General features: G+C 67.1%; 27 protein-coding genes and 1 pseudogene. 16 read left to right on the top strand and 12 right to left on the bottom strand.

The annotated features are described in order from the left end of the window. Nucleotides 1-174 precede the first annotated feature (174 nt). The gene (locus ON41_RS26295; protein ID WP_246829608.1) at nucleotides 175-768 is read left to right on the top strand and encodes an LGFP repeat-containing protein; all 594 of its coding nucleotides are present in this window, start codon (nucleotides 175-177) and stop codon (nucleotides 766-768) included. Here the strand turns inward: ON41_RS26295 and ON41_RS26290 are convergent. Beyond that, nucleotides 752-2,254 (bottom strand): adenylate/guanylate cyclase domain-containing protein, encoded by a 1,503-nt coding sequence (locus ON41_RS26290; RefSeq protein WP_040750456.1) that lies wholly within the window; start codon nucleotides 2,252-2,254, stop codon nucleotides 752-754. The genes ON41_RS26295 and ON41_RS26290 overlap by 17 nt on opposite strands. Before the next feature lie 121 nt (nucleotides 2,255-2,375). Continuing rightward, nucleotides 2,376-2,999 (bottom strand): PAQR family membrane homeostasis protein TrhA, encoded by a 624-nt coding sequence (trhA, locus tag ON41_RS26285; RefSeq protein WP_051162505.1) that lies wholly within the window; start codon nucleotides 2,997-2,999, stop codon nucleotides 2,376-2,378. A gap of 249 nt (nucleotides 3,000-3,248) precedes the next feature. On the opposite strand from trhA, the gene ON41_RS26280 reads away from it, so the two are divergent. Both ON41_RS26280 and ON41_RS26275 read left to right on the top strand, forming a co-directional pair. After that, on the top strand, nucleotides 3,249-4,028 hold the full coding sequence (locus ON41_RS26280) for an isoprenyl transferase (RefSeq protein WP_040750454.1): 780 nt from the start codon (nucleotides 3,249-3,251) through the stop codon (nucleotides 4,026-4,028). A 212-nt stretch (nucleotides 4,029-4,240) separates the two neighbouring features. After that, complete coding sequence (locus ON41_RS26275; RefSeq protein WP_051162502.1) at nucleotides 4,241-4,837, top strand: hypothetical protein; 597 nt, start codon at nucleotides 4,241-4,243, stop codon at nucleotides 4,835-4,837. A 7-nt stretch (nucleotides 4,838-4,844) separates the two neighbouring features. On the opposite strand, the gene coaA is transcribed toward ON41_RS26275, so the two are convergent. Further along, nucleotides 4,845-5,777: a type I pantothenate kinase gene (coaA, locus tag ON41_RS26270; protein WP_040750453.1), complete on the bottom strand. Its 933-nt coding sequence runs from the start codon at nucleotides 5,775-5,777 to the stop codon at nucleotides 4,845-4,847. Between the two features lie 223 nt (nucleotides 5,778-6,000). On the opposite strand from coaA, the gene ON41_RS26265 reads away from it, so the two are divergent. Further along, on the top strand, nucleotides 6,001-7,200 hold the full coding sequence (locus ON41_RS26265) for a hypothetical protein (RefSeq protein WP_040750526.1): 1,200 nt from the start codon (nucleotides 6,001-6,003) through the stop codon (nucleotides 7,198-7,200). 194 nt (nucleotides 7,201-7,394) lie between these two features. Continuing rightward, the gene (gene glyA, locus ON41_RS26260) at nucleotides 7,395-8,693 is read left to right on the top strand and encodes a serine hydroxymethyltransferase (protein WP_040750525.1); all 1,299 of its coding nucleotides are present in this window, start codon (nucleotides 7,395-7,397) and stop codon (nucleotides 8,691-8,693) included. Nucleotides 8,694-8,696: 3 nt separating this feature from the next. Here glyA and ON41_RS26255 read toward each other — a convergent pair whose 3' ends face one another. Beyond that, nucleotides 8,697-9,446: an MBL fold metallo-hydrolase gene (locus tag ON41_RS26255; RefSeq protein WP_040750451.1), complete on the bottom strand. Its 750-nt coding sequence runs from the start codon at nucleotides 9,444-9,446 to the stop codon at nucleotides 8,697-8,699. Nucleotides 9,447-9,515: 69 nt separating this feature from the next. On the opposite strand from ON41_RS26255, the gene ON41_RS26250 reads away from it, so the two are divergent. Next, complete coding sequence (locus tag ON41_RS26250) at nucleotides 9,516-10,115, top strand: TetR/AcrR family transcriptional regulator (RefSeq protein ID WP_040750450.1); 600 nt, start codon at nucleotides 9,516-9,518, stop codon at nucleotides 10,113-10,115. A gap of 202 nt (nucleotides 10,116-10,317) precedes the next feature. Here ON41_RS26250 and ON41_RS26245 read toward each other — a convergent pair whose 3' ends face one another. Together ON41_RS26245 and ON41_RS26240 are read right to left on the bottom strand one after the other, a co-directional pair. Beyond that, the gene (locus ON41_RS26245; protein WP_157185629.1) at nucleotides 10,318-10,767 is read right to left on the bottom strand and encodes a hypothetical protein; all 450 of its coding nucleotides are present in this window, start codon (nucleotides 10,765-10,767) and stop codon (nucleotides 10,318-10,320) included. A 103-nt stretch (nucleotides 10,768-10,870) separates the two neighbouring features. Continuing rightward, a complete protein-coding gene (locus ON41_RS26240; protein WP_157185628.1) occupies nucleotides 10,871-12,100 on the bottom strand; it encodes a helix-turn-helix domain-containing protein in 1,230 nt (409 codons plus the stop codon). A 215-nt stretch (nucleotides 12,101-12,315) separates the two neighbouring features. Here ON41_RS26240 and ON41_RS41845 point away from each other — a divergent pair, with 215 nt between their 5' ends. From ON41_RS41845 to ON41_RS26215, 5 genes and pseudogenes are all read left to right on the top strand, one after another. Further along, complete coding sequence (locus ON41_RS41845; RefSeq protein WP_218003558.1) at nucleotides 12,316-12,990, top strand: hypothetical protein; 675 nt, start codon at nucleotides 12,316-12,318, stop codon at nucleotides 12,988-12,990. A 10-nt stretch (nucleotides 12,991-13,000) separates the two neighbouring features. Next, nucleotides 13,001-13,246 carry a hypothetical protein gene (locus tag ON41_RS26230; RefSeq protein WP_157185626.1) on the top strand — a complete coding sequence of 82 codons (246 nt, stop codon included), beginning with the start codon at nucleotides 13,001-13,003 and terminating at the stop codon, nucleotides 13,244-13,246. A 201-nt stretch (nucleotides 13,247-13,447) separates the two neighbouring features. Continuing rightward, complete coding sequence (locus ON41_RS26225) at nucleotides 13,448-13,927, top strand: hypothetical protein (protein WP_040750445.1); 480 nt, start codon at nucleotides 13,448-13,450, stop codon at nucleotides 13,925-13,927. Between the two features lie 104 nt (nucleotides 13,928-14,031). Further along, complete coding sequence (locus tag ON41_RS41840; RefSeq protein WP_157185625.1) at nucleotides 14,032-14,940, top strand: hypothetical protein; 909 nt, start codon at nucleotides 14,032-14,034, stop codon at nucleotides 14,938-14,940. A 92-nt stretch (nucleotides 14,941-15,032) separates the two neighbouring features. Then, nucleotides 15,033-15,278: pseudogene (locus ON41_RS26215) on the top strand (DUF6879 family protein); the annotation flags it as partial. A 25-nt stretch (nucleotides 15,279-15,303) separates the two neighbouring features. On the opposite strand, the gene ON41_RS26210 reads toward ON41_RS26215, so the two are convergent. Together ON41_RS26210 and ON41_RS26205 are read right to left on the bottom strand one after the other, a co-directional pair. Next, on the bottom strand, nucleotides 15,304-16,293 hold the full coding sequence (locus tag ON41_RS26210; protein WP_040750443.1) for an LLM class F420-dependent oxidoreductase: 990 nt from the start codon (nucleotides 16,291-16,293) through the stop codon (nucleotides 15,304-15,306). 48 nt (nucleotides 16,294-16,341) lie between these two features. Further along, on the bottom strand, nucleotides 16,342-16,614 hold the full coding sequence (locus ON41_RS26205) for a hypothetical protein (protein ID WP_040750442.1): 273 nt from the start codon (nucleotides 16,612-16,614) through the stop codon (nucleotides 16,342-16,344). A gap of 70 nt (nucleotides 16,615-16,684) precedes the next feature. Here ON41_RS26205 and ON41_RS26200 point away from each other — a divergent pair, with 70 nt between their 5' ends. From ON41_RS26200 to ON41_RS26185, 4 genes are all read left to right on the top strand, one after another. Then, nucleotides 16,685-17,056, top strand: coding sequence for a DUF488 domain-containing protein (locus ON41_RS26200; RefSeq protein WP_040750441.1), 372 nt, complete (start codon nucleotides 16,685-16,687; stop codon nucleotides 17,054-17,056). 439 nt (nucleotides 17,057-17,495) lie between these two features. Further along, nucleotides 17,496-18,788, top strand: coding sequence for an RNA 5'-3' helicase PhoH2 (phoH2, locus tag ON41_RS26195; protein ID WP_040750522.1), 1,293 nt, complete (start codon nucleotides 17,496-17,498; stop codon nucleotides 18,786-18,788). A 181-nt stretch (nucleotides 18,789-18,969) separates the two neighbouring features. After that, nucleotides 18,970-19,527: an LGFP repeat-containing protein gene (locus ON41_RS26190; RefSeq protein ID WP_040750521.1), complete on the top strand. Its 558-nt coding sequence runs from the start codon at nucleotides 18,970-18,972 to the stop codon at nucleotides 19,525-19,527. A gap of 117 nt (nucleotides 19,528-19,644) precedes the next feature. Further along, complete coding sequence (locus tag ON41_RS26185) at nucleotides 19,645-20,502, top strand: acyl-ACP desaturase (protein WP_040750440.1); 858 nt, start codon at nucleotides 19,645-19,647, stop codon at nucleotides 20,500-20,502. Nucleotides 20,503-20,517: 15 nt separating this feature from the next. On the opposite strand, the gene ON41_RS26180 is transcribed toward ON41_RS26185, so the two are convergent. Together ON41_RS26180 and ON41_RS26175 are read right to left on the bottom strand one after the other, a co-directional pair. Continuing rightward, complete coding sequence (locus ON41_RS26180) at nucleotides 20,518-20,958, bottom strand: limonene-1,2-epoxide hydrolase family protein (protein WP_040750439.1); 441 nt, start codon at nucleotides 20,956-20,958, stop codon at nucleotides 20,518-20,520. A gap of 26 nt (nucleotides 20,959-20,984) precedes the next feature. Beyond that, on the bottom strand, nucleotides 20,985-21,701 hold the full coding sequence (locus ON41_RS26175) for a TetR/AcrR family transcriptional regulator (RefSeq protein ID WP_040750437.1): 717 nt from the start codon (nucleotides 21,699-21,701) through the stop codon (nucleotides 20,985-20,987). 108 nt (nucleotides 21,702-21,809) lie between these two features. On the opposite strand from ON41_RS26175, the gene ON41_RS26170 reads away from it, so the two are divergent. Continuing rightward, complete coding sequence (locus ON41_RS26170; protein WP_040750436.1) at nucleotides 21,810-23,012, top strand: FAD-dependent monooxygenase; 1,203 nt, start codon at nucleotides 21,810-21,812, stop codon at nucleotides 23,010-23,012. Between the two features lie 403 nt (nucleotides 23,013-23,415). Here the strand turns inward: ON41_RS26170 and ON41_RS26165 are convergent, their stop codons facing one another. Both ON41_RS26165 and ON41_RS26160 read right to left on the bottom strand, forming a co-directional pair. Next, on the bottom strand, nucleotides 23,416-24,822 hold the full coding sequence (locus ON41_RS26165) for a class II fumarate hydratase (protein ID WP_040750435.1): 1,407 nt from the start codon (nucleotides 24,820-24,822) through the stop codon (nucleotides 23,416-23,418). A gap of 76 nt (nucleotides 24,823-24,898) precedes the next feature. Continuing rightward, nucleotides 24,899-25,147: a TFIIB-type zinc ribbon-containing protein gene (locus ON41_RS26160; protein WP_083905645.1), complete on the bottom strand. Its 249-nt coding sequence runs from the start codon at nucleotides 25,145-25,147 to the stop codon at nucleotides 24,899-24,901. Between the last annotated feature and the right edge of the window lie 4 nt (nucleotides 25,148-25,151).

Raw genomic sequence — 25,151 nt, 5'->3', positions numbered from 1 at the left:
GACTTTCCGCCGATTTCATCTGCGTCCGGAGGCATCGACGCGCCTTCCGGGCTGCCGGTCATAGCCGATCAACATCGTGTCGTGACGCGGTGCTTGCCGACCCCGGCTCCTCTCTGGAGGATGTTCGGGGCCGACAGCAAATGCCAGGCAAAACACTCAGCCCAGGGAGTTTTCGTGACACAGCCACGTCGAAGAATCCGTCCTGCCCGCTCGTTCGGCTGCGGCGCGCTGGCCGTCGCCGCCGCGGCGGCCGTGGTGGCGAGCACCGGGGGCGCGCAGGCCCGGCAGATCGGCGCCTTCGACGTCGGCGGCGCGATCGAGGCCGAATACGACCGGGCGGGCGGGCTCGCCACCTTCGGCAACCCGATCTCACCGGAGACGGACGCGGGCCTCGGCGGCAAGTTCCAGGCGTTCGAGCGCAACAACTCGATCTACTGGTCGGTGGGCACCGACGCGCACGCCGTCGGCGGCCTGATCCGCGACAAGTGGGGTGCCCTGGGCTGGGAGAACGGCGCGCTCGGCTATCCGGTCACCGACGAGCAGAAGGCCGGTAAGGACGGCCAGGGCCGCTACAACCTGTTCAACGGCGGCTCGGTCTACTGGTCCTCGAAGACCGGCGCGCACGCGGTGTGGGGCGCGATCCGCGACACCTGGTTCACCGAGGTCGCCGAGAAGGGCCGCTACGGCTACCCGACCAGCGACGAATACGACTACCAGGGCGGCAAGGCCCAGGACTTCCAGGGCGGGCGCATCACCTGGAAGCCGTGACCGGGAGGGTCTGCGGCACATCCGTCCAGCACGAGGTGGGCTCGATGCGGCCCCGGAGCTGAATCGTCTCGCGGTGCTCCCATTTCGCGCGCTCGTCCGCGGTGGCGGCGTCGATCACGGCCTGGCTCACCAGGATCCGGCGGTCGACGTGCTTGGCCTCGGTGGTGAGCCGGGACGCCTCGTTGACCGCGTCCCCGATCACCGTGAACTCCAGCCGGGTGTCGGTCCCGACATCGCCGGCGAACACCATGCCCCGCGCCACCCCGATCCCGATATCGAGTTCGCCGGCCGCGTCGACCTCGTCACGGATGCGGCGGGCCGCACGCAGGGCGGGAGTGGCGTTGTCTCCCAAGGCGATCGGCGCGCCGAAGATACACAGGGCCGCATCGCCCTCGAACTTGTTGACCAGACCGCCGTTCTCCTCGGTGGCCGACACCACGATCGACAGCAGCCGGTTCAGCTTGGCCACGAACTCGCTGGGCTCCAGCCCGGTCGACAGCGCCACCGAACCGACGACGTCGACGAACAGCGCCGTGACCGGCCGGATATCGCCGGTGAGGTCGAGCCCCCGGGCGAGGGCGCGTTCGGCGACCTCGTTGCCGACGTGGCGTCCGAAGACGGCCCGCACCCGTTCGCGTTCGGACAGGTTCGCGGCCAGCTCGTTCACCGAATTCTCCAGCCGGCCGATCTCGCTGGCACTGCCGACCGGCACCCGCACGTCCAGATCGCCCCGTGAGATGCGATCCAGGGCCCGGCGCAGCGTCCGCATCGGCGCCGCCACCGCACGTGCCAGCGTGGCCGTCGTCAGCGCGCCCACGCCGAGCCCCACGATCGACATGTAGACGGCGGTCCGGATGCGGTCGTCCGCGGTCGCCACCGGATCGGCGAGCACCGTGATCAGCATGAGCAGCGGCATCGCGCTCGCCACCGCCCACGACACCACCAGCCGGTTGAGCACCGTGGAACTCCAGTGCATGGTGCCGCCGAGCACGGACGAGACGGTCGGCACCGTGGGCCGGATCAGCCGGTCGACGACGAGGAAGGTGAATCCGGCCGATTCGAACGCGCCCAGCGTGAACATCGCCGCGATCACCGCGGTCGACCGCGAGGGGACCACGTGCGCGAACAGAATCGTCGCGATGACCACGCCCGGCAGCCAGATGGCCAGGGCGCGTGCCGTGATCGCGATCGGCAGTTTCAGCAGCCGCCGGGCCTCCGCGGTGCCGGGCCGCCGGCCCTGGTCGAGCCAGCTGAAGTAGTGGAACCGGTCGCGCACCGCCAAGCCGATCCCCAGGAGGGCGCCGATCGCCGGATAGATCGATGCCTGTGCCATCGCGGGCACCCAGTCGTGGCCGAGGCGGCCGAGGAATCCGCTGAGCCACAGCTCGACGAGGATGACGCCCAGGCCGCCGAGATTGCACCCCATCACCACGAACGACAGGCCCCAGCGCGCCCGCAGCACCCACAGGATCAGCCGGTTCGTCATGGCGGCGGACCGGCGGCGAGCGGGTGGAACGGTTCGGGGAACACGAACGAGCAGCATAGAACCCGTGCGGTGACCGCCGCCGCGTTCCGAGCGATCTTGTCTACTGCGTCACGTCGGACGGTCAGCCGAGGACCACCAGCCAGATGGCGGCGTAGTGGCAGATCGCGGCGAGAACCGTTGCGGCATGGAAGAACTCGTGATGACCGAAGGTGGTCGGCCACGGGTTGGGCCATTTCGTCGCGTACAGCACCGCGCCACCGCTGTAGGCCAGGCCGCCGATCAGCAGCAGCACCATCGGCAGGACGCCCACGTTGTGCGTGAGGGTCGCGGCGACCGGCACCACCGCCCAGCCCAGCACCAGATACAGCGGCACGCCGACCCAGCGCGGCGCGGTCGGCCACAGCAGTTTCAGCGCGACCCCGGCGAGCGCCCCCGCCCACACCACGATCAGCAGCGGTATCCCCGTCTCGCGCGGTAGCCCCAGCAACGCGAAGGGCGTGTAGCTGCCCGCGATGAACAGGAAGATCATCGAATGGTCGGCCCGCTTCATGCGGGTGCGGGTCCGTACGGTGCGCCACGTCACCCGGTGGTAGACCGCACTGATGCCGAAGAGGCCGCAGACGGTCGACCCGTAGACGAGTGTCGACCACACGGCCGTCGCGGAGACGGTCGCCGCCGCGATGACCAGCGCCGCCACCGCCACCGCCGCGATGCCTACCGCATAAGTGTGAATCCACCCCCGCATCCGGGGCTTGAGCGGCTTATCCCGTAGGTCGCCGAGGGCTCCGAGCACCGGATTTCCGGGTCGTACCGTCTCAGTCACAAGTTACCTCCTCAGTAACCTACGGTACCGTAGGTTGGTGTCGGCGGCACGGTGCGGGCCGCGCGGACATCGGCCAGCGTGCCCGCTCGGGCGGATGCGCGGGCCGGTTCGGCGCGATCAACCACCCGGTGAGGCAGGGGAGCGACGCGGACGGGCGTAGGGTGGCTGTTCGTGGAACTTGCTAGTCGGGTGCGTGGCCTGCCATATCGCATCTACGAGGCGCGCCTGTCGAAACAACTGGCGGGCAAACAACATCCGCGTCACGTCGCGGTCGTCTGTGACGGCAATCGCCGCTGGGCGCGCGAGAACGGCTTCGACGACATCAGCCACGGGCACCGGGTCGGCGCCCTGAAGATCGCCGAACTGGTCGACTGGTGTCAGGCCCAGGGCATCGAGATGGTCACGGTGTACCTGCTGTCCACCGAGAACCTCAGCCGCGACAGCGACGAGCTCGAGACGCTGTTCGAGGTCATCCCGGACGTCGTGGAGGAGTTGTCGGCGCCGGAGCGGAACTGGAGCGTGCGCCTCGTCGGCTCGCTGGACGGGCTGCCGGTGGATATCGCGCGCCGCATGGAGAAGGCGGCCGCCGCGACGACGGGCCGGCGCGGCGTGCACGTCAATGTCGCGGTCGGCTACGGCGGGCGGCAGGAGATCGCCGACGCGGTCCGCAAACTGGTTCGCCAGGAGATGGCCGCGGGCGAGACCGGCGAGGATCTGGTGCAGTCGATCACCGTCAACGCCATCGGCCAGCACCTCTACACCTCCGGCCAGCCCGATCCGGACCTGGTCATCCGCACCTCCGGCGAGCAACGCCTGTCCGGCTTCCTGCTCTGGCAGAGCGCCTACTCGGAAATCTGGTTCACCGAGGCGTACTGGCCGGAATTCCGCCGCGTCGACTTCCTGCGCGCCCTCCGCGACTACGCCGCCCGCCACCGCCGCTACGGGATCTGAGGCCGCCCGCCCCCTCTCCCGGCTTGCGCGCCGTCCTTCCTGGCACGCACGGCCGGTGCCCTTCCCTCCCTGCGCAGGCCTTGCTCGTTTCCCGGTGTGCAGGCTTGCTCTTTCCCGGCATGCTTTTGGCCGGGATCTAATCGAACACAGCTCCGTTTCAATTCCATGATCGCGTCCCACCCGGGCCCTGTCGCTCGCGTACCGTCGCGAATATGAGCGAGATCCGGACCGGGCAGCGTGGCACGGTCGAGGCGCCGGCGGACTACATCAGCTACGAGGAGTTCGGGCGGCAGTTCCTGGAGTATGCGGCCTCGGAACAGCGCATCGCGGGCGCATTCGGCCAATTGACCGGCGCCGCTTTCGATTTCGGCCCGATCGGGGTCGGGCCGGGGCGCTTGGCCAAGGTGTCGGCGCAGGTGCAGCTGGGCGAGCCGAAGCTGGAACGTTCGGTGGACGGTCACATCACCTTCGACCTGGCCATCCCGCTCGCGGTCGACCTGCTGCTGGATCTCGCCGTGGACCGGCACCGATTCCAGGTCGACGGCTACGTCCACGTCCATCTGACCGTCCGGACCGCCGAACCGCTGCGGGTGATCATCGATATCGCCGAGCCGCGCTCCGGCGATGTGCGGATCAATGTCGCCACGGCCACCCGGCGCGGTCAGCTGCTGCGGATTCTGGCCAGCGTGGATCACGAGATCCGGCGGTTCGTCGCCCGCTACGTCGCAGAGGAGATCCGGAAGCCGCATATCGCCGCGGTGCGCGATATCGACGTCGCGGCGCGCCTGGACGCCGCGTGGAAGATCTGACGGGAAATCACAGCTTGCGCAGGCGGATCCGGTTGATGGTGTGATCGGAATCCTTGCGCAACACCAGCGTGGCGCGCGGCCGGGTGGGCAGGATGTTCTCCACCAGGTTGGGCCGGTTGGTGGCGTTCCAGATCTCCTGCGCGGCGATCGTGGCTTCCTTGTCGTTGAACCGGGAATAATGGTGGAAGTGTGATTTCGGATCCGCGAATGCCGTCTTGCGCAGCGACAGAAAACGTTTCACGTACCAGTTCTCGATATCCTCGATCCGCGCGTCGACGTAGATCGAGAAATCGAACAGGTCCGACACCATGAGGCGTGGGCCGGTCTGCAGCACATTCAGCCCCTCCACGATGAGAATGTCGGGCTGTCGCACGCAATGGAAATCGCCCGGCACGATGTCGTACAGGATGTGCGAGTACATCGGCGCGCACACCTCGGCCGCGCCGGCTTTCACCTCGGTCACGAATCGCAGCAATTTGCGGCGGTCGTAACTTTCCGGGAAACCCTTGCGATGCATGATCCCGCGGCGGGTGAGTTCCGCTGTGGGATACAGGAATCCGTCGGTGGTCACCAGGTCGACCCGGGGATGGTGATCCCAGCGCGCGAGCAGCGCCTGCAGCACGCGGGCGGTGGTGGATTTGCCGACCGCGACGCTGCCGGCGATGCCGATCACGAATGGCACCTGATGGTCGGGATGGGTTTCGCCGAGGAATGTCGCGGTGGCGGCGAACAGCCGCTGGCGGGCCGCCACCTGCAGGTGGATCAGTCGCGCGAGCGGCAGGTAGACCTCCGCCACTTCCTCCAGGTCGATCTGTTCACCGAGTCCGCGCAGACCGATCAGTTCTTCCTCGGTGAGTACCAGGGGAGTCGATTTCCGCAGCGTGCGCCACTGCTTCCGGTCGAATTCCACATAGGGACTCGGCTCACTCATGCGCGCCATTACCCACGTCCTCGGGTCGATAAACACGGCGCTTCGGAGGAGTTCTCACAGCTGCCGTGCCCGGCCCGGTGAGAACCGGTCCACTGTCCTCGCATAGGCGAATTGTCCTCTGGGTCAACGGGGCGCCGTACGCGGGGTGTTATTACTCGCCGGTAACTTGCCGTGATGTTTCTCTCGCGGTAGTCGCGCACAGGGCGTCGATCAGGGGATAAGGTCGGTGGTCATGCAGGCGCATCCGCTCGTGACCGAATACCTGCGGCTGGGGCTGGCATTCGACCGCCTCGAGTCCGGCTTCGTCGACGCGTACACCGGTGATCCGGCGCTGCGCCGTGCGGTGGACAACGCGCCCCCGCCGGAACCGCGGGATCTGGCGACGCGGGCCGCGGCGTTGCGCAAGGAACTCCCGGAGGCGGGCCTGCCGCCCGAGCGCACCGAATTCCTCGACGTGCATCTGCGGGCCCTGGAATGCTCCGGTCGCAAGTTCGCCGGGGAACGGATCTCCTTCGTCGAGGAGGTGCAGGCCTATTTCGACGTCGAGATCGCGCCCGGTGACGTCGAGGACTACCGCGAGGCCCACCGGCGGATGGACGAGGTGCTGCCGGGCGACGGTCCGCTGCCCGAGCGGGTCGCCGCGCACCGTCGCGCCGACGAGATCCCGCCCGAGCGCCTGCGCGAATGCGTGAACGCGTTCTCCGGCGCCCTGCGCGAGCGGGTGCGGGAGCGCTATCCGCTGCCCGATCACGAGACCGTCGAATACGAGGTGGTCGGCGACAAGCCGTGGTCGGGATTCAACTACTACCTGGGGAATTATCGCTCGCGGGTGGCGATCAACTCCGACCTGAAACAGCACATGGCGCACCTGCCGGCGCTGATCGCGCACGAGGCGTATCCGGGCCACCACACCGAGCACTGCCGCAAGGAGGCTGGACTGGTGGCGTCCGGTCAGGACGAGCAGACGCTGTTCGTGGTGAACACCCCGCAGTGCCTGATGGCGGAGGGCCTCGCGGACCTGGCGCTGCGGTCGATCGTCGGCCCCGACTGGGGCGCGTGGGCGCAGGAGATCTACGCCGATCTGGGCCTGCGTTTCGACGGCGAACGCGCGCAACGCCTTTCGACCGCCTCGGCGAAACTGCTCGGCGTCCGCCAGGACGCGGCGCTGCTGCTGCACGACCGCGGCCGCGACGCCGACGAGGTCGCGGAATTCCTCCAGCGCTGGAGCCTCGCGACGCCGGAGCGCGCCCGGCAGTCCCTGCGCTTCCTCTCCTCACCCCTGTGGCGGGCCTACATCAGCACCTACGTCGAGGGCTACCGCCTCCTCGGAGGTTGGCTCGACCGCGCCCCCGACCCCGATGATCGCTCCGACCGCTTCCGCCGCCTGCTGGACGAACCCCTCACCCCCGGAGCCATACGCCGCATGCCCTGACGCAACCCCTCCCGCATCGCAGCGCCCCCTATGTTTTCCGGCATGCTTTTGGCCGGAAACTACCGGCGCCGACGAGGACCCCCGGCCAAGAGCATGCCGGGGAAACGAGGGCGTCTGCCGCGGAAACGGCCGGCCTTATCCACAGATGGTGAGCACCGTTCGAGGGCTCGACACACGGCACCTAGACTGTGATCGTGACCCAGACGACCGCCGCCTCTGTCAACACCCAGTCTCTCGCCGAACTCGATCCCGAGCTGGCTACGGCCATGGCGGGCGAGCTCGCCCGCGAGCGCGACACGCTCGAGATGATCGCGTCGGAGAACTTCGTGCCGCGCGCGGTGCTGCAGGCACAGGGCAGCGTGCTGACCAACAAGTACGCCGAGGGCTACCCCGGTCGCCGCTACTACGGCGGCTGCGAGCACGTCGACGTGGTGGAGAACCTGGCGCGGGAGCGGGTCAAGGAGCTGTTCGGCGCCGAATTCGCCAACGTGCAGCCGCATTCGGGTGCGCAGGCCAACGCCGCGGTCCTGATGTCGCTGATGAATCCGGGCGAGCGGCTGCTGGGCCTGGACCTGGCCCACGGCGGCCACCTGACCCACGGCATGCGGCTGAACTTCTCCGGCAAGCTCTACGAGGTGCACGCCTACGGGGTGAGCAAGGACGACCACCGCATCGATATGGACGAGGTCCGCAAGCAAGCTCGCGAGGTGCGCCCGCGGGTGATCGTGGCGGGCTGGTCGGCCTACCCGCGGCAGCTGGACTTCGCGGCCTTCCGCGAGATCGCCGACGAGGTGGACGCGTACCTGTGGGTCGATATGGCGCACTTCGCCGGCCTGGTCGCCGCCGGTTTGCACCCGTCGCCCGTGCCGCACGCCGACGTCGTCTCCTCGACCGTGCACAAGACCCTGGGCGGTCCGCGGTCGGGTGTGATCCTGGCCAAGCAGGAGTACGCCAAGAAGCTCAACAGCGCGGTGTTCCCGGGCCAGCAGGGCGGCCCGCTGATGCACGCGATCGCCGCCAAGGCCGTGGCGTTCAAGATCGCCGGGACCCAGGAGTTCAAGGAGCGTCAGGAGCGCACGATCGCGGGCGCGAAGATCCTGGCCGAGCGCCTCACCGCCGCCGATGTCACCGCGAAGGGCGTCACCGTCCTCACCGGCGGCACCGACGTGCACCTGGTGCTGGTGGACCTGCGCAACTCCGCGCTGGACGGCCAGCAGGGCGAGGATCTGCTGCACGAGGCCGGAATCACGGTGAACCGCAACGCCGTTCCGTTCGACCCCCGCCCCCCGATGGTCACCTCGGGCCTGCGCATCGGCACCGCCGCTCTGGCCACCCGCGGCTTCGGCGACACCGAGTTCACCGAGGTGGCCGACATCATCGCGACCGCTCTGAAGGGCGACGCCGACATCGAGGCGCTGCGCGGCCGGGTCACCAAGCTGGCCCAGGACTTCCCGCTGTATCAGGGCCTGGAGGACTGGCGCCTGCTGGGCTGAGTTCTACTGCACGACAAGGGTTTCCCCTGTCGGTAGCACGTGCACGGTGGTGTCGGGGGCGAATTCGCCTGCGGCATCCCGGTACAGGTCGGGCCGGTTGCGAATCGTCTTGATCATCAGGCGATCTCCGATCGGCCCGCCGGTGAAGGCGTAGTGGATCGGCACGGCCAGGCGGGGCCGCAGCACGCCGGTGAACTCGGCGGCCTCCTCGGCGTCCATCACTTCCTGCCGGTTCAGCAGCGGGCGCACCCGCAGGCCGTTGATGGGCAGCAGAGCGAGATCGACCTCCGGAAACAGTTCGGCGATCTCGTCCAGTTCGCCGATGCGCCGGGTGTCAGCGCCGAAATAGGCTGTGTGCCCGTCCATCCGCAGTATGAAGGTGACCTCGGGGACGCCGTGATCGGCGGGCGTCGCGGTGACCTCGACGGGCCCGAGGTGCGTCCGTTGCCACGCATAGAGTTCGGTCACGTTGCTGAACCCGGCCGCACGTACCTGCGCCCCAATACCTTTCGCGACCGCGAACGGCACCGACTTGTCCGGGTAGTCCGCCAGCGCGGCCAGATCGCAATGGTCGTAGTGCGCGTGACTGATCACCACACCCGCCAGCTCCGGAAGGTCTGCGGCGGTGGCCACGCTGCGCGGCTCCCCGGGGTGATAGAAGCGGCGCTCGGAGAACCAGGGATCGGTCAGAATCCGGGCGCCGCCGAAATCGAGCAGGACGCTGGCATGGACGACGCGGGTAACGCTCAGCATGGCGATTCCTAGGAAGACGGGTGTCTACTGATGGCTGTCAGTAGACGCCTGTCTTGTTACCCTGTCAAGGTGAGTTCAGGAGACACCGGCCGCCGTCCCAACCGCCGCGGCGAGGGGGAGCGGCTACGCGAGGAACTGGTCCACGCCGCCAGCCGATTGCTGGAGACCGTCGACGGCCAGGATGCTCTTTCACTGCGCGCTGTCGCCCGCGCCGCAGGCGTTGCTCCCCAAAGCGTCTACCTGCACTTCGAAGGCCGCCGAGACCTACTGACCGCGGTCTACCGCCTCCGCTTCGCCGAACTGAACGCAGCCCTCTCCGCAGCAGCATCCGCAGAAGACGATGCCCCCCAACGACTTTCGGCAATCTGCCGAGCCTACTGCGACTACGGCCTGCACAACCCCGGCCACTACCGCGTCCTGTTCGGCACCGCAGGCACCCCCGGCTGGGAGCCCACGCAGGACCAACTCCCCGGCCTGACCACCTTCCAGCTACTCGTCGACGCATCCGCAGCCTGCGGCAGCGCAAACCCCACCGCCACCGCCACCTGCCTCTGGGCAGCCATGCACGGCCTGATCACCCTCCGCCAAGACCGCCCAAGCTTCCCCTGGCAAGACCTGGATGTCCTCCTGGACACCCTGATCACCGCCCACGTCGCCGCCGCGCGATAGTACGGCCGTCGGCTGTGGTCGGCGTGCCGGTCTCGACGTCCGCTCCGGCCAAAACACCGCAACTACGAAGACCCCAACGGAATCCCTACGGTTGGGCGCCCGGCGCCGACGGCTGATTATCGGTCGCGCGGCTGGTTCCAGGGCTGGCCCTCACGCCCGTGGTTGTACGGCTACAGCAAGAGTCAAGCGCCGACGACCTACGTCAATTCTTCGTGTACCGCTTCTTGGTCACGTACTCCCGGACCGGGGACTCTCGCTTGCTGATGAACTTCCATACCCGCCCGTTGCGATCCATCTTGTTGGCAAGCTTCTTGATCCAACCCGGAACCATCCAGAGTGTCTTGTAGCGGTGCGTATACCCCACAATCGGGGTGCCGGGCTTGAAGTTGCCGAGCAATTCTTGCGGAAGCACCCAGGCCAGGGCACCATGCGCCTCAATTCTGGCGGGTAGCTCCGGTCCAACGACGCTGGCACCCCGGTCACGCTGACTCTCGATGTCGAACGTCACCGATCCATCTCCCGACCGAATGCCCGCATTCGCTATTGAAGCTGCCTCGGCGCCGTTGTTGACCACGATCAGATGGAAAGTATCGCGCGCAGGGGTGCTGTCCGCGGCCCCAAACGAAACTCTGATCTCGACACCCTGTCGCATGACGACGCCGATCCGCGGCCATCGGATCCAGGTAGTGAATATCGTCCAGCCCAGAGCAAATATCGATAGTATGAGCGCCCACTGTGCTGTGTTCATTACTAGGTCAGGCCGGGACCACGCCAACGCGCTGAGCGAGCCTACCCAGCTCACCTGTGGTGAGATCCCTACGCGCCGAACGCATCATGTGACCGACCAACTCACGCACATGCGTCATCTGCCGAACATGTTGAGGCGCGGCGTGCTCCGCGCGCAGCAGCGCGTACAGCGAATCTCTGTACTTGCGCTGCATGGCGTACGCGCGTCCGATCTCCACGAAGTACTGCGCCCGTCTGCCCTCGGCAGGCAACTGGTCCGGCGACAGTGTCGGAGCGAGCTTCAGGACCTCGCCTGGCTCCCGCCGCTCCATCGCCGCGGACATCCGCCACAGCGCGACGTTGGCCGGGCCGAACGTCGGATTCCGCAAGATCGACGTGCCGGCCTCCGCCTTCGGCAGTCGCTTGGCCTGTACCGCCGCTTCCGTCAGATGAGACTCAGGATCTCCACCCAGCGCGGCCGTTACGAGCGATGCTTGGAGGTGCAGCATCCCTAGCGTCTCGACTTCGCCGATCGTGCGGACGTCCGGCGCGACCCTCTCGGCCATGCCCTCGGCGTGATCCAAGGCCGACACGAGGGAGCCCGGTCGCGCCAGCAACACCTGGCTTCGGGCGAACGCCGTCGAAGCGAGAGCTGCTGTGCCGCCGATCTTTTCGGCCGCCCCCTCTGCCTGTTGTGCAGCAGTCCAGGACAGCGCGGGATAGCCGCGGGCCTTCAACGCTGCCGCGGTGGTGTGCGCGAGGGTCGCCATCACATCCCAGGCGCGGTCGAGGTCGGCACCCTGCGCATCCCGCAGATAGCGGTAGGTGTGGTTCAACAGCGGGGCGAGCATCGGCCCCAATGTCGCGTAGTCGCAGGCGATCCGCAGCCGCGCCGCGCGCTGTGCCGCCGCCGTCAGCTCATCGAGCGTGGGGGGTGCGCCGTTCGGCGTGGTGTTGCCCTCTGTCCACAAGGCGGTCTCGATATCCGGGACGGCAGTGTGGAATCCGGCGGCGGAGGGGTCGAGCCGTTCTTGCTCGTGCCCGGTCAGGTCACCTACTGCGACACCGAGCGCTCCCGCCAAGCCGTGCAGCACTTTGCGCGAATCGACGGGTCGCTCGCCGGCCTCGTACTTGGCGATGGCGCCCCTGCTCATGCCCACGAGGTCGGCGAGCACCTGTTGGGACATGCCACGCCGACGGCGAATCATTCGCACCTGACTGCCGACGTATCGGCCGTCGTCGGGCTGAAGTTCGGACATGTGCGTACTCCCTGGACGGCACCAAAACCCCATGGTATCGGGAGTGTCCCGCTGCGGGACAGTCCCGCCGGGTTCAGCCGTCAACCTAAACGCGGGCCCGTCGTCGGTCCATGAAGTGTCCTCAGCGGTTTGTTGGCCAACCCAAGTTGTGACGCCCGGCCGATCGATCGCTCCGACGGCGGGCCTCTCCTTCTGACGAGCTGAGAGGACAGGGCATGGATTCCGGGAAACGAAGTATCGAGACACCGGTAGCGGTCGGGCTGATACGTGTCGACGTGTCCGGACCCGACGAGCAACGGCACGCGGCGCTGATCCGGCGTCACGCCGAACTACTCGGGTATCGATACGTGTCCACGGTGCGGCCCCCGGCGGACGACACCGATCCGATCGGGTACGCGCTCGGGCTGGCCGCTGGCCTCGATGCAGCCGCGCTGGTTGTCTACGATCTCGTGACACTCGACCACACCCCGAGCAGAGCGTGCGAGCTGTTCGACCTGGAAACAGTGTCTCCGCCGGAGACATGGACGGTGTCGGTACCCGGCATCGCCGACCGGGCTCACGCTCACCCCGACCGGCCTCTCACGGTTGTGGAAGCGCACCGGGTCTTGCAACGACACATCAAGTGCGACATGCTCGAATGCCCGTTGAAGTCCAGTGCGTACAGCGCCTTGGTGAAGGCAGGGAAGGTCGTGCCTCCTGCCCAGTCGCAACGCGTTCGGGCCGCAGCTCGCGGGATCAAGTTCCCGCGAAAGAACAACAGCGACGTGCGGCTACCTGTGGGGGTGACCACGCAGACGTTGCTCGAGGTGCTGGACGGTCTCGCAAACCGGCAGGCCGACCCTCGGGGCCTGGCGGCACGGCTCGGTCCAGGTCCCGTCGGCCCGAACTAGCGAGCCCGCGATGAGCTTCGCGGAACCTTCTGCGGCTCAACCCGAATCGCCTTTGCCGCACGAACCGGACGTCTTGATACGCGTCCACATCAGCCTCCTGCGCGAGCAAGAGCTGAGGTTCGTGGCCTGCGAGTCGGCTGCCCGCTGGTTCGCCGAATACTGGATCGCCTACTACCGGCCCGACACGGTCACGTTCGAGCCACCCGACCCGACGTGCCCGAGGCTGCCCTGTGAACGACTGTGGACGCTTCCGTGACCGACTTCTGGATCTTCTGCGCCACGGCGCTCGGCGTGCTGGGCATCGTCGGCGCGGTGGTGTGGTGCTGGCCGCGCCGCATCCCCCAAAGGCCGGTCTGTGGAGGAGATACGGCAGCGCATCGAGCACGAAGAGGACGACGAACTTTGACAGTGACCCCGGATAGGCTGACCAGCAACCAATCGAGGAGGGGAGCCCGACATGAGCGACGCCGAGCAGATCGGTTTCGACATCGACTTCGACGAGAAGACGCAGGCGTGGCTGGACTGGCTCGATCCCGGCCGCATGAACGCGGCGGTACACACCTTCCTCATCGAGACCCTGGAGCCGCCGGTCCGTGCAGAGAACTGGTGGGAGCCAATGGTTTTCGATCAGCTCGGTGAACCGATTTCTGCGGTGTTCCCGGACCGCGAGACCCTGACCGCGCCGGAGAACCACGATATCGCCGATCAGCTGGTCAGGTTCCTCGGTGAGGCGTTCATCCGCCGCACCGGAATGATCTGGGTGAACAATCCGGAGTGGGGTGAACTGCTCTACGAGCACTTCGGCCCTTGCGTGCAGTTCGCGGGTGACCAGCCCAGCATCGTTTCCATGACGCATATGGCGGAACTTGCCGCAACAGGCGAATTCGGTGCCGTGCTCTCGATTCTCGACGACTGTCTGCGCCGCGACCGTCGATAGATCCCAAAACCTCTGTGTGACAGCTCGATCCGCTGCCACTTTGACAGTCGAATAGATCCGGCGCACCCCGACAACCCACTTCGAATACGGGGGGTAAGTGCGCCATGCCCGGCGACAGCTACGACGACATCCGACACGGCCATGACAGCAATACTCGCGGCCGGATTTTCGAGAACGGTACCGAAAAATACTTCCGCGACCGCGAGAACGGCTATGTGAAGCAACCGCGCTCGTACTCGACACCATTCGGCAGTAGGAAATTCGACAAGGCCAAGAACGAGGGCCGTGACCGCACAGACAGCCTCGAGGACAAGTCAGGGCGAGTCGAGGGCAAGAAAGATGAGAACCAGCTACGCAAGGACTACTACCTCCTCCAGAAGGGCATCATCCACAGTCACCGACTCCGCACGGTCGAGGGCGAGAAGATCTCGAAGAAGACGCAGGAGCTGATAGACAAACTATCCCGCGACTTCCCGGACCGATTCACGCACCAGATCATCTCGCGCGACCAGGCCGCGCAGATCTATGCAATGGGTCAAGAACGGGAAAAGGACAGTCGGCAACTGGAACTGGTCAATGCTCAAGCGCTGCGACGGCGTCAACGCGCGGCCGAGCGGCTGCCGAAGGTACGCGAAGCAGCCGAACGCCTGCGGGAGCAGGAACGACAGCAGGGCGAACGCGACGAGCGGCGCCGAGTCGAGCGAGAGGCAGCAGAGCGCGTAGTCAGAGAATTTCGGGACGCGTGGGATGCCCGCGGACGTGAGGAACGGGAGGCCGGCGAGCGGGCCGCTCGTGAAGCAGCCGACAATGCCGAGAGGGCTCGGCGGCAACGCGAAGTCGCTGATGCTCGACTGCGTTCGCGGCTGCCTCCGGATGTGACAGATCTGCTGTTCAAGGGACGTCCGGCACCTGGGCAGGAGTCGCCATTTCGGGAGCCTCCGTCGGCGGGTTCGACTCGCGGCGGCCGTGAAGAACGCGGTAGGGAACGAGGCGTCGAGCGGGGCCGCCGGTAGATCGAGGTTCTGAAAAGGGAGAGGAAATACTTCAGTGGAATTCCGGCCGACGATAGAGGTTCTCCAGGACAGCCGAAGCGAGCTCCGCCCTCAATGTGGAGGCGGGAGAGGCGATTGGTTACCTCCCCCGCCATCTCGCAGGCGAGGTGCCGCTGGATGATTGGTGGCTGATCGACAACGAGATCGTTGCGTTCAACCTTGTCGGCGAGGACGGACGCGCGGTCGGTGGTTCGGCGGTGACGACGGATCCCGGAATCGTCTCCTACTGCCGAAGCGTCAGTGCCCGTCTCCAGGCTTCGGCAACACCGTATTCGGAATACGTGCGGGCGAGTTCGTGACGAGGAGAAGGCTCGCAGGCCGGGGTCAGCCGTGAACCAAGGGGCTCAATGCCTTTCCGGCCAGCTCCAAAACCCCCTCCTCGTGCCCATTGGCGACCATGTTCACGATGATCCCGTCGACGCCGTGGTCGAGGACTCGGCGCTGGATCTGGTCGGCGACGTCGTCGGGGGTGCCTACGAAGTGGCGGTCGGACTGGCTGGCGCGCAAATTCTCGGTGGGGACGCTGGAGAAGTCTTGGGCCGCTTGTTTTGCCAGGAGTTCGTCCTGGAGTTTGCGGGCTCGGTCGCCGTCCTCGTCGACGATCAGGAAGCCGAGGAAGCTGGTTTCCAGGGTCTGGGGGTCGCGGCCGGCCTCCTCGCAGCGCTGGTGCAGCGCCTCGATCTTGCGGGGGAGTTCGCTCGCGTTGCAGATGATGTTGAGGTGGTCGGCGAAGCGGGCGGCCAGGGCGAAGGTCTTCTTCTCTCCGCCGCCGCCGAGCATGATCGGCAGATCGTCGCGGATGCGGGGCTCGTTCATGGCCTCGCGGGTGTGATACCACTTCCCGTCGAAGGTCGGGCGCTGCCCGCGCAGCATCGGCCGGATGATCTGCAACGCCTCCTCCAGCCGCTCGAAGCGCTCGGTGAAGGTGCCGAACTCGTAGCCGTAGGCGAGGTGTTCGAGTTCGTACCACCCGGCACCGATGCCCAGCACCGCGCGCCCGCCGCTGACCATGTCCAGGGTGGTGACGGTCTTGGCCAGCATGGCCGGATTGCGATAGGTGTTGCCGGTCACCAGCGTCGAGAGCTGGATGCGCTCGGTGGCCGTCGCCAGCGCGCCGAGGGCGGTGTAGGACTCCAGCATCGGCTCGTCGGGCGAGCCGATCACCGGCAGCTGATAGAAGTGATCCATCACGAAGGCGGCGTCGAAACCGGCGGCTTCCGCCGCCCTCGCCTGCGCGACGACCGAGGGGAACAGATCGCGCGGCGAGGTCGCATGACTGAAGTTCGGCATCTGGTAGCCGAGTCGAATGCTCATGCCGGAAACGCTAAGACGTGGAGCGCACTCCAAGTCAACAGCCGGCGGTCAGTCGTGTTCGGCGAGATATTCGATGTAGAGCGGGCGCAGGACCTCGGCGATCTTGCCGTCGCCGGAATGCACGTAGTCGTCCAGCATCGGCAGCACGTACTTGATGTCGGCCTCGCTCTCGCCGATATCGCCGACCGCGGCCTCGGCGGCGGGGATCTGCTCGAGTAGCCGCCACAGGAACCGCACATCGCCGTGCCGGACGGCGTACTTCACCGCGCGGTCGTGTAACTCCTTCGACGACAGCTGCTCCAGATGCTCGACATCGGCCATGGCATCGACTCTATCCGCTGCCCCGGCGTGGACCCCGTATCCCGGCCCCCGGATGTGCTGCCATGGAGTCATGGCACAGCAACCGAGGTCCGGCTTCCGGGTGAAACGTGTCTACGACGAACCCGAGTCCGGAGACGGTACGCGGGTGCTCGTCGACCGCTTGTGGCCTCGCGGCATCAGCAAACAGCGGGCGCGCATCGACGAGTGGCCGAAGGACGTGACGCCGACGACCGAGCTGCGGCGCTGGTTCCACGCCGACCCGCAGCACCGGGAGGCGGAGTTCCGTCGCAAATACCTGGACGAACTGGCTCAACCGGCGGCGCGAGAGGGGCTGGCGCGGTTGCGCGAGCTGGCGGCGCGGGGGCCGGTCACGTTGGTCACGGCGGTCCGGGATCCGGAGCACAGCCAGGTCGCGGTGTTGCTGGAGCAACTCGAGCGCTAATTATTCGTCCGCGCCGGAAGTCTGTGACCGCTCCGTTCGAAAATGAGATGTGTGTCACAGCATGTTCTTTCATCGGCGTGGGTATTCGGCGGCGACGTTAACGACATATTCACCGACACGCCTGCAATCTCCTGAGCCGGAATCCGGGATCGGCAGTAACGTCGGATGTGCGGGCCGCGGCGGTGTGGCTCGTACGGGAGGTCCTGATCGTGGCTGAGCTACTCAGTACGAGAGGGCCGGCCCCCGGCCCTCGGGTTGTTTGACCCCAGGGCGGACCGGCCCAGCGAGAACGTTCGTGCGGGGTGCCGCACGAGCAACAAAGGAGCCCACCGTGACTGATGCACGCTCCGTCATCGCTCCCTCGGCGAAAGCCCGCTCTACTCAGAGCGAACGCTCCGGAAAGGGAGCTCACGCCTCGCAATCCGCCCACAAATCCGGGCTGAAAACCTTCGTGATAGACACCTCCGTGCTGCTGTCGGACCCTTGGGCCGTCACGCGTTTCGGTGAGCATCACGTGGTGCTTCCGCTGGTCGTGATCAGCGAACTCGAAGGCAAACGTCACCATCACGAACTCGGCTGGTTCGCGCGGGAGTCCCTGCGCATGCTGGACGATCTACGGTTGGTGCACGGCCGCTTGGACGAGCGGGTGCCGATCGGCACCGAGGGCGGAACGCTCCAGGTGGAGCTGAATCACACCGATCCGGAGGTGCTTCCGGTCGGGTTCCGTACCGATACCAACGATTCCCGGATCCTCGCCTGCGCCCTGAATCTGGCGGCCGAGGGTCATTCGGTCACGTTGGTGTCCAAGGACATTCCGATGCGCGTCAAGGCGAGTTCGGTCGGTCTGAAGGCCGACGAGTATCACGCCCAGGACGTCATCACGTCGGGCTGGACCGGCATGGCCGAGCTGGAGGTCGCCCCGGAGGCGGTCGACCGGCTCTACGCCGAGAGCGTCATCGACCTCGACGAGGTCCGGGACATGCCGTGCCACACCGGCATCCGGCTGCTCGGGGCCAGCGGCAGCGCACTCGCCCGGGTGACCCCGGACAAGCGGCTGCAACTGGTGCGTGGCGACCGGGAGGCGTTCGGGCTGCACGGCCGCTCCGCCGAACAGCGCATCGCCCTGGACCTGCTGATGGACGAGAGCATCGGCATCATCTCGCTGGGCGGTAAGGCCGGTACCGGCAAGTCCGCGCTGGCGCTCACCGCGGGCCTGGAAGCCGTGCTGGAACGGCGATCCCAGCGCAAGGTCGTGGTCTTCCGGCCGCTCTACGCGGTCGGCGGGCAGGAACTGGGCTACCTCCCCGGCTCCGAGAGCGAGAAGATGGGCCCGTGGGCGCAGGCGGTGTTCGACACGCTCGACGGCCTGGCCAGCCAGGAGGTCATGGAGGAGGTCCTCGCGCGCGGCATGCTGGAGGTGTTGCCGCTCACCCACATCCGGGGCCGCTCGCTGCACGACTCGTTCGTGATCGTGGACGAGGCGCAGTCGCTCGAGCGCAACGTGCTGCTGACGGTGCTCAGCCGGCTGGGCAGCGGGTCGCGGGTGGTGCTCACCCACGACGTCGCCCAGCGCGACAACCTGCGCGTCGGCCGGCACGACGGCGTGGCCGCGGTGATCGAAAAGCTCAAGGGTCACCCGCTTTTCGCGCACGTCACGCTGACCCGCAGCGAGCGTTCGCCGATCGCGGCGCTCGTCACGGAGATGTTGGAGGAGTACGGCCCGAACGCCTGATTCGGGCAAACGGCTGGCATGTGTTTCACCTCACAGGTCAACGGGTATATTTCTACGGGATACCTGTTCGGCGTGGTTTCGGACGATGATCCTCTATTCGCCGGAACATAGCCGTTCATCGGCCTTAGTTGCCGGTGGCGTCGTAGTGGCGCCACCGGCAACCATTTTCGAGAGGATGGACATGCACCACTTCGCTCGACGCACGGCTGCCTGCACGATGACCTTCGCGGCGGCGACCTTCCTGTTCACCGCCTGCAGCAACGACGACAACAACGATTCCGACAGTTCCTCCGCCTCGACGACCACCACCATGGCCGGTATGACCTCGGAACACGCGATGGGTGGCGAGACCGGCGCGAGCGGCGCCGCGACCGAGACCAAGATCGCCACGCAGAACGGCGAGGTCACCGTGTCCGGCGCGGTTCTCGCGAAGTACACGGAGATGGGCGGGGCGTCCGGTGCGCTCGGCGAGCCGACGGGCGCCGCGGTGAGCGGGCCCGACGGCGGCTCGTGCCAGGAGTTCACCGCCGGCCTGATCTGCTCGAGCGAGAAGACCGGCTCGCACGTGGTGTGGGGCGACATCCGCCAGGAGTGGGAGAACAGCGGCGGCGTCAACAGCAAGCTGGGCTACCCGACCACCGACGAGAAGGACATCGCCGGCGGCAAGGAGAGCGATTTCACCGGCGGCACCATCAGCTGGACCTCCGTGGACCGCAAGACCACGGTGACGGAGAAGTAGCAACCCCTCGAGCGCGGCCCCGGAGACCTCCTAAGGTTTCCGGGGCCGTTGCTGTGGATTGTCTGCGTGTTGCCGGTACATTCCCCATTCCGGCCGTCGAATCGGTAGGTTGTCGGGGTGCAAACTCTGTTGACCGACCGTGAGCTGCTGGAATCCCTCGCGTTCGAGGTGGAAGAGAACCTGCGCCGGCACACGGCCGCGGCGGACGGCTGGCAGCCGCACGAGTACGTGCCGTGGGCCGACGGCCGCAACTTCGCCTTCCTCGGCGGAATCGATTGGGAGCAGGACCAATCCGAGCTGAGCGACGTGGCGCGGACCGCGCTGACCGTCAGCGTCCTGATCGCCGACAACCTGCCCTCCTACCACCGCGAGTTGGGCAAGTACCTGCGCACCGGCCCCTGGTGGCGCTGGGTCGGCCGGTGGACCGCCGAGGAGAACCGGCACGAGATCCTCATCCGCAACTACCTGATGGTGAAGCGTGCGGTGGATCCGGTGGAGCTGGAGCGGATGCGGATGGCGCATATGACCGCCGGCTTCCGCCGCCCCGCCCTGCACCTGCTGGACGTGCTCGCCGCGTGTGCGTTCGAGGAGCAGGCCGCCGCGATCCGCCACCGGAATATCGCCGCGCTGCAGGAGAATCCGCTCGTCACCGCGATCGCCGAGCGCATCGCCGCCGACGACGAGTTGCAGGCGGTCTTCTTCGCCAACCTGGTCGCCGCCGCCCTCGACCTGGCCCCGGACCAGACGATGCGGGCCATCGCCGACCGGATCGCCGACTTCCGCGTCCCTGAGGTCGAACTGCCGGGTGGCCGCAACAGCACCGAGGCCCTCGCCGAGGCGGGCGTCTACGATCCGGCCCGCGAGGGGGAACTCGTCTTCAAGCCCCTGCTCGACCGCTGGAACGTCTTCTCTCGCACCAACTTCGGCGCCGAGGGTGAAGCGGCCCGCGGGGAGCTGTCCCACCTGCAGGGCTGACACCGGGCCAGGGCCTCAGCGGCGGATGGCTCGCCAGAGGCCTGCGGCGGTGCCGCGCAGGAAGTTCTCCCAGGAGAAGTGGTCGTGCCACAGGGTGATGCGGCCGTCCACGATCTCGAAGGTGCCGCACACCCAGAAGGCGATCTCCACCGGACCGGCGCGCAGGTAGTCGACGCGCTCGGTGAGGACCGTGCTGCCCTCCTCGATGGGGGAGCCGGTGGACTCCGCCGCGATGTGGTTCATATCGGCGCGGAATCCGAACGACGGCCGGTCCAACCCCCGCAGCAGCCCGCCGACGCGGCCGATGCCGCGGACGTCGGGGAGTGAGGTGTTCTTCCAGACGATGCCGGGATCGAGGAGGCCCAGGGCCTCCTCGACCGCGCCCATTTCCAGCGCCGCGAAGAATTCGCGCACCGTGGTGATCGCATCCTGCTGTAGCTCGGGTAGCTCGGACATGGTCCGACTGTAAGCCGTTCGGTCGGTCAGCGGGTGGACATGAGCGCCGCGACGCCGTCCAGAATTCGATCGATGCCGAAACGCAGGGCGTTGTCGCGGGCCGATTCGGGGCCGGTCGCCTGCTCGGCGAAGGCCGCGACCACCTCCGGATAGCGGTCGGCGTGCGCCGCCATGACCGTGGCGATCTCCTCGCCGAGGCGGGATTCCAGGTCCTCGTCGGCCGCGCGTGTCACCTGGACCAGGCCGCGGGCGTGGCCGAGCAGCAGCACGACCGTATCGAGCCGTTCGGGACCGGTGAGGCCCGATCCGGACAGCCCTGTCAGCGCGCTCTCCAGCCAGCCGATCTCGTTGGGCCCCATCGGGCGGATGCCGCCGGCCAGCTCCAGCGACCAGGGGTGGGCGCGCATCCGGTCGAAGACGGTCTCGGCCCACATCCGTAGGTGATCGCGCCAGGCATCGGGATGCGGCAGTGGCGTCGGCGCGGCCGGCGGCGGCGTGCCCAACGCCGTATCCAGCATCAGCGCGGTGAGTTCGGCCTTGCCCGGCACGTAGCGGTACAGCGCCATCTTCGCGCAGCCCAGCCGCTCGGCCAGCCGCTGCATCGACAGGTTGGCCAGACCCTCGGCATCGGCCAGGCCCACCGCCTCGCTGACGATCCGCTCCAGCGTCAGGGAGGGCTTGGGCCCGCGCTTGGGCCGCTGCGGGGCGCCCCACAGCAGTTCGAGGGTGGTCGGTGCCGACATGCTCCTCATCCTTCCCGAAAGAACGACTTGACGTGAATCTGCGTCCAGCATACGCTGATAAACATCAACAGCGTCCGTCGGACGCAGTTAACTCGAGGAGTCACCGCCATGCGCAACACCACCGTTCTCGTCTCCGGCGCCAGCGTCGCCGGCCCGGCTCTCGCCTACTGGCTGCACCGCTACGGCTTCCGGGTCACGGTCGTCGAGAAGGCTCCGGGCCTGCGCCCGGGCGGCCAGGCGATCGACTTCACCGGCGAGACCCATATGACGGTGCTCGAGCGGATGGGCGATGTGCTCGCCGACATCCAGCGGCGGCAGACGGGCAAGACCGACTGGGTCTTCGTCGACGAGGACGGCCGCGAAAAGGCCGTCCTGCCGGGCGATTTCATCGGCGGGGATATCGAGATCCTGCGCGGCGACCTGGCCGAGGTGCTCTACCAGCGGACGGCCGGCGAGTGCGAATACCTCTTCGGCGATACGGTCACCGCGCTGACCGAGACCGCCGACGGCGTGCACGTCGAGTTCGAGCACGCCCCTGCCCGCACCTTCGATCTGGTCGTCGGCTGCGACGGCATCCATTCGCGGGTGCGGCGGCTGGCCTTCGGACCGGAGAAGGAATTCGTCCGGCACTCGGGGTACTACTACGCGATCGCGGGCGCCTCGCACTGGGAGGATATGCCGGAGGGGTCGCGGGAGCGGGCGCGCTCGTTCGGTTGCAACGCCCCGGGGCTGCTCGCGATGACCGGTGGTTCGAAGGCCGCCCAGCTGTACATGTTCGCGTCGCCGGAACTGGACTACGGGCGCGACGACATCGACGCCCAGCGGCGCATCGTGGCGGAGAAGTTCGCCGGTATGGGCTGGGAGGTGCCGCGCATGCTGGTCGAACTGCCCGGCCTGGACGGCTTCTACCTCGACTCGATCAGCAAGGTCTCGATGAAGCATTTCGTGCGGGGCCGGATCGCGCTCGTCGGCGATTCCGCCTACGGTCACACCCTCGCCGGATTCGGTACCGGGCTGGCGGTCGTCGGCGCCTACGTCCTCGCCGGTGAGCTGGCGCTGGCCGGTGGCGACCATGCCGTGGCATTCGAGCGCTACGAGGACATCATGAAGCGCTACTCGCGCAAGACCGACGATGCGAGTCCGGGCCGTTTCCTAGCCCCCAAGCGGGGATACGGGATCCACCTTCGCAATCGGTTCCTGAAATCGCGCGGTTTCGACATGATGCTGAAATATGCCGAGTCGGCCAAGAACGATATCGAGCTGCAGGATTATCCAAGCCGGTTCGCCGCCGAGCAGTCGACGTGCCGCTGACCGGCGAGTGTAGAAAAAGTTCGCAACGATGTGAAACAGACCACAGGTTGCCTGCGATTAGCCAGTATCTGCTCATTGAGTGGTGGCAAGAAAGGAAAACCTCATGGTTCTCGACATCGTCAGCGCACTTCTGGACTTCGGAGCGGGTTTCTACGGCTTCCTGAGAGGGTTGGTCGGCGTCTGAGGTGTGCCCGCGCCGGACCCCCAGCTCGGGTGCCGGAAAATAGACCACTGTTCGCCGGTCGGCGGACGTCAGCGTTAGGAGAGATCGATGCTCATCGCAGCGGTTTCCGCGCTCATCGCAGTGGGCCTCGCGGCCTTCGGTGGGTTGCTGGGTGTAATCGGCCTCTGAGGCCGAAATGTGCGCGGGCACGACGGAATGTCGTGCCCGCGCACTCGTCTGTTAATTCTCGTCGTCCACTTTCGCCATCGACAGCACATCCAGTCGGCGGTCCAATTCGGCTTCGGACAATTTCTCGCCGATGAGCCCGCGATCGACGACCGTCTGCCGAATAGTCTTGTGCTCCTTCAGCGCTTCCTTCGCCACCGCGGCCGCCTCCTCGTAACCGATCGCGGAATTCAGCGGCGTGACGATCGACGGCGAGGATTCGGCCAGCCGGCGCAGGCGCTCGACATCGGCGGTCAGGCCGGCGACGCACTTGTCGGCGAACAGCCGGGACACATTGGCGAGCAGGCGAATCGATTCGAGCACATTGCGCGCCATCATCGGGATGTAGACGTTCAATTCGAAGGCGCCGTTGCCGCCGCCCCACGCCGTCGCGGCGTCGTTGCCGATCACCTGCGCGGCCACCTGCGTCACCGCCTCGGGCAGCACCGGATTCACCTTGCCGGGCATGATCGAGGAGCCCGGCTGCAGATCCGGGAGTTGGATCTCGCCCAGGCCGGTCAGCGGGCCCGAACCCATCCAGCGGATATCGTTGGCGATCTTGGTGAGGCTGACGGCGATCGTTCGCAGCGCGCCGGACACCTCCACCAGGCCGTCGCGGGCGGCCTGCGCCTCGAAATGGTCACGCGCCTCGGACAGTTCGTCGAGTCCGGTCGACTTCCGCAACTCCGCGACGACCTTCGTGCCGAAACCGGCGGGTGCGTTGAGCCCGGTGCCGACGGCCGTGCCGCCGATCGGCAGCTCGCCCAGCCGCGGCAGCGTCGCGAACAGGCGCTCCATCCCGGCCTCGACCTGGCGGGTGTAACCGCCGAACTCCTGGCCCAGCGTCACCGGCACCGCGTCCATCAGGTGGGTGCGGCCGGACTTCACCACCGTGCGCCACTCGGTCGCCTTGTCCAGCAGCCGCAGCCGCAGGTGGTCGAGGGCCGGGATCAGATCCTTCACCACGGCCTCGGTGGCGGCCAGATGCGTCGCGGTGGGGAAGGTGTCGTTGGAGGACTGCGACATGTTGACGTCGTCGTTGGGGTGCACGGTGATCCCGCTGCCCGCCGACAGGCTCGCGATGACCTCGTTGGCGTTCATGTTGGAGCTGGTGCCGGACCCGGTCTGGAAGACGTCGATCGGGAACTGGTCGTCGTGGCGGCCGTCGGCGATCTCGGTGGCGGCGGCGACGATGGCATCGGCCTTGGCGGCGTCGAGCAGGCCCAGATCCTTGTTCACCGTCGCGCAGGCGGCCTTCAGCAGGCCGAGCGCGCGGATCTGGGCGCGCTCGAGGCCGCGGCCGCTGATCGGGAAGTTCTCGACCGCACGCTGCGTCTGCGCGCGCCACAGCGCGTTCACCGGAACGCGGACCTCGCCCATGGTGTCGTGTTCGATGCGGTACTGCGTCTGGTCGTCGCTCATACTTCCGACCCTATGCCCGCGTCCGGCCGGAGTGGGCCGCCACGCGTGAGGGCTTCCGCACACGCGGCCGCTCGAATCAGGACGAGAACAGCATCTTTCCGAAGCCGCGCTTGTGGTGATGGCCGTGCCCGTGGCCGTAGTGCGGGGCGCCCCATGCGGGAGCGGCGCCCGGGGGCGGCGGCGCGCCGTAGGCGGCCCCGAAGTTGGTCAGGTGCTCCAGCTCGCCGTAGTCCAGGAAGATTCCCCGGCAGTTGGTGCACTGCTCGATCTGCACACCGTTGCGGTTGAAGGTCTGCATGAAACCGTGACATTTCGGGCATTGCATGGCC

This window comes from Nocardia transvalensis NBRC 15921, from assembly GCF_000308875.1.
Taxonomy (GTDB): Bacteria; Actinomycetota; Actinomycetes; order Mycobacteriales; family Mycobacteriaceae; genus Nocardia; species Nocardia transvalensis.
The sequence above is the reverse complement of the archived record's forward strand: the minus strand, read 5'-3'. Positions and strand labels throughout refer to the sequence as shown.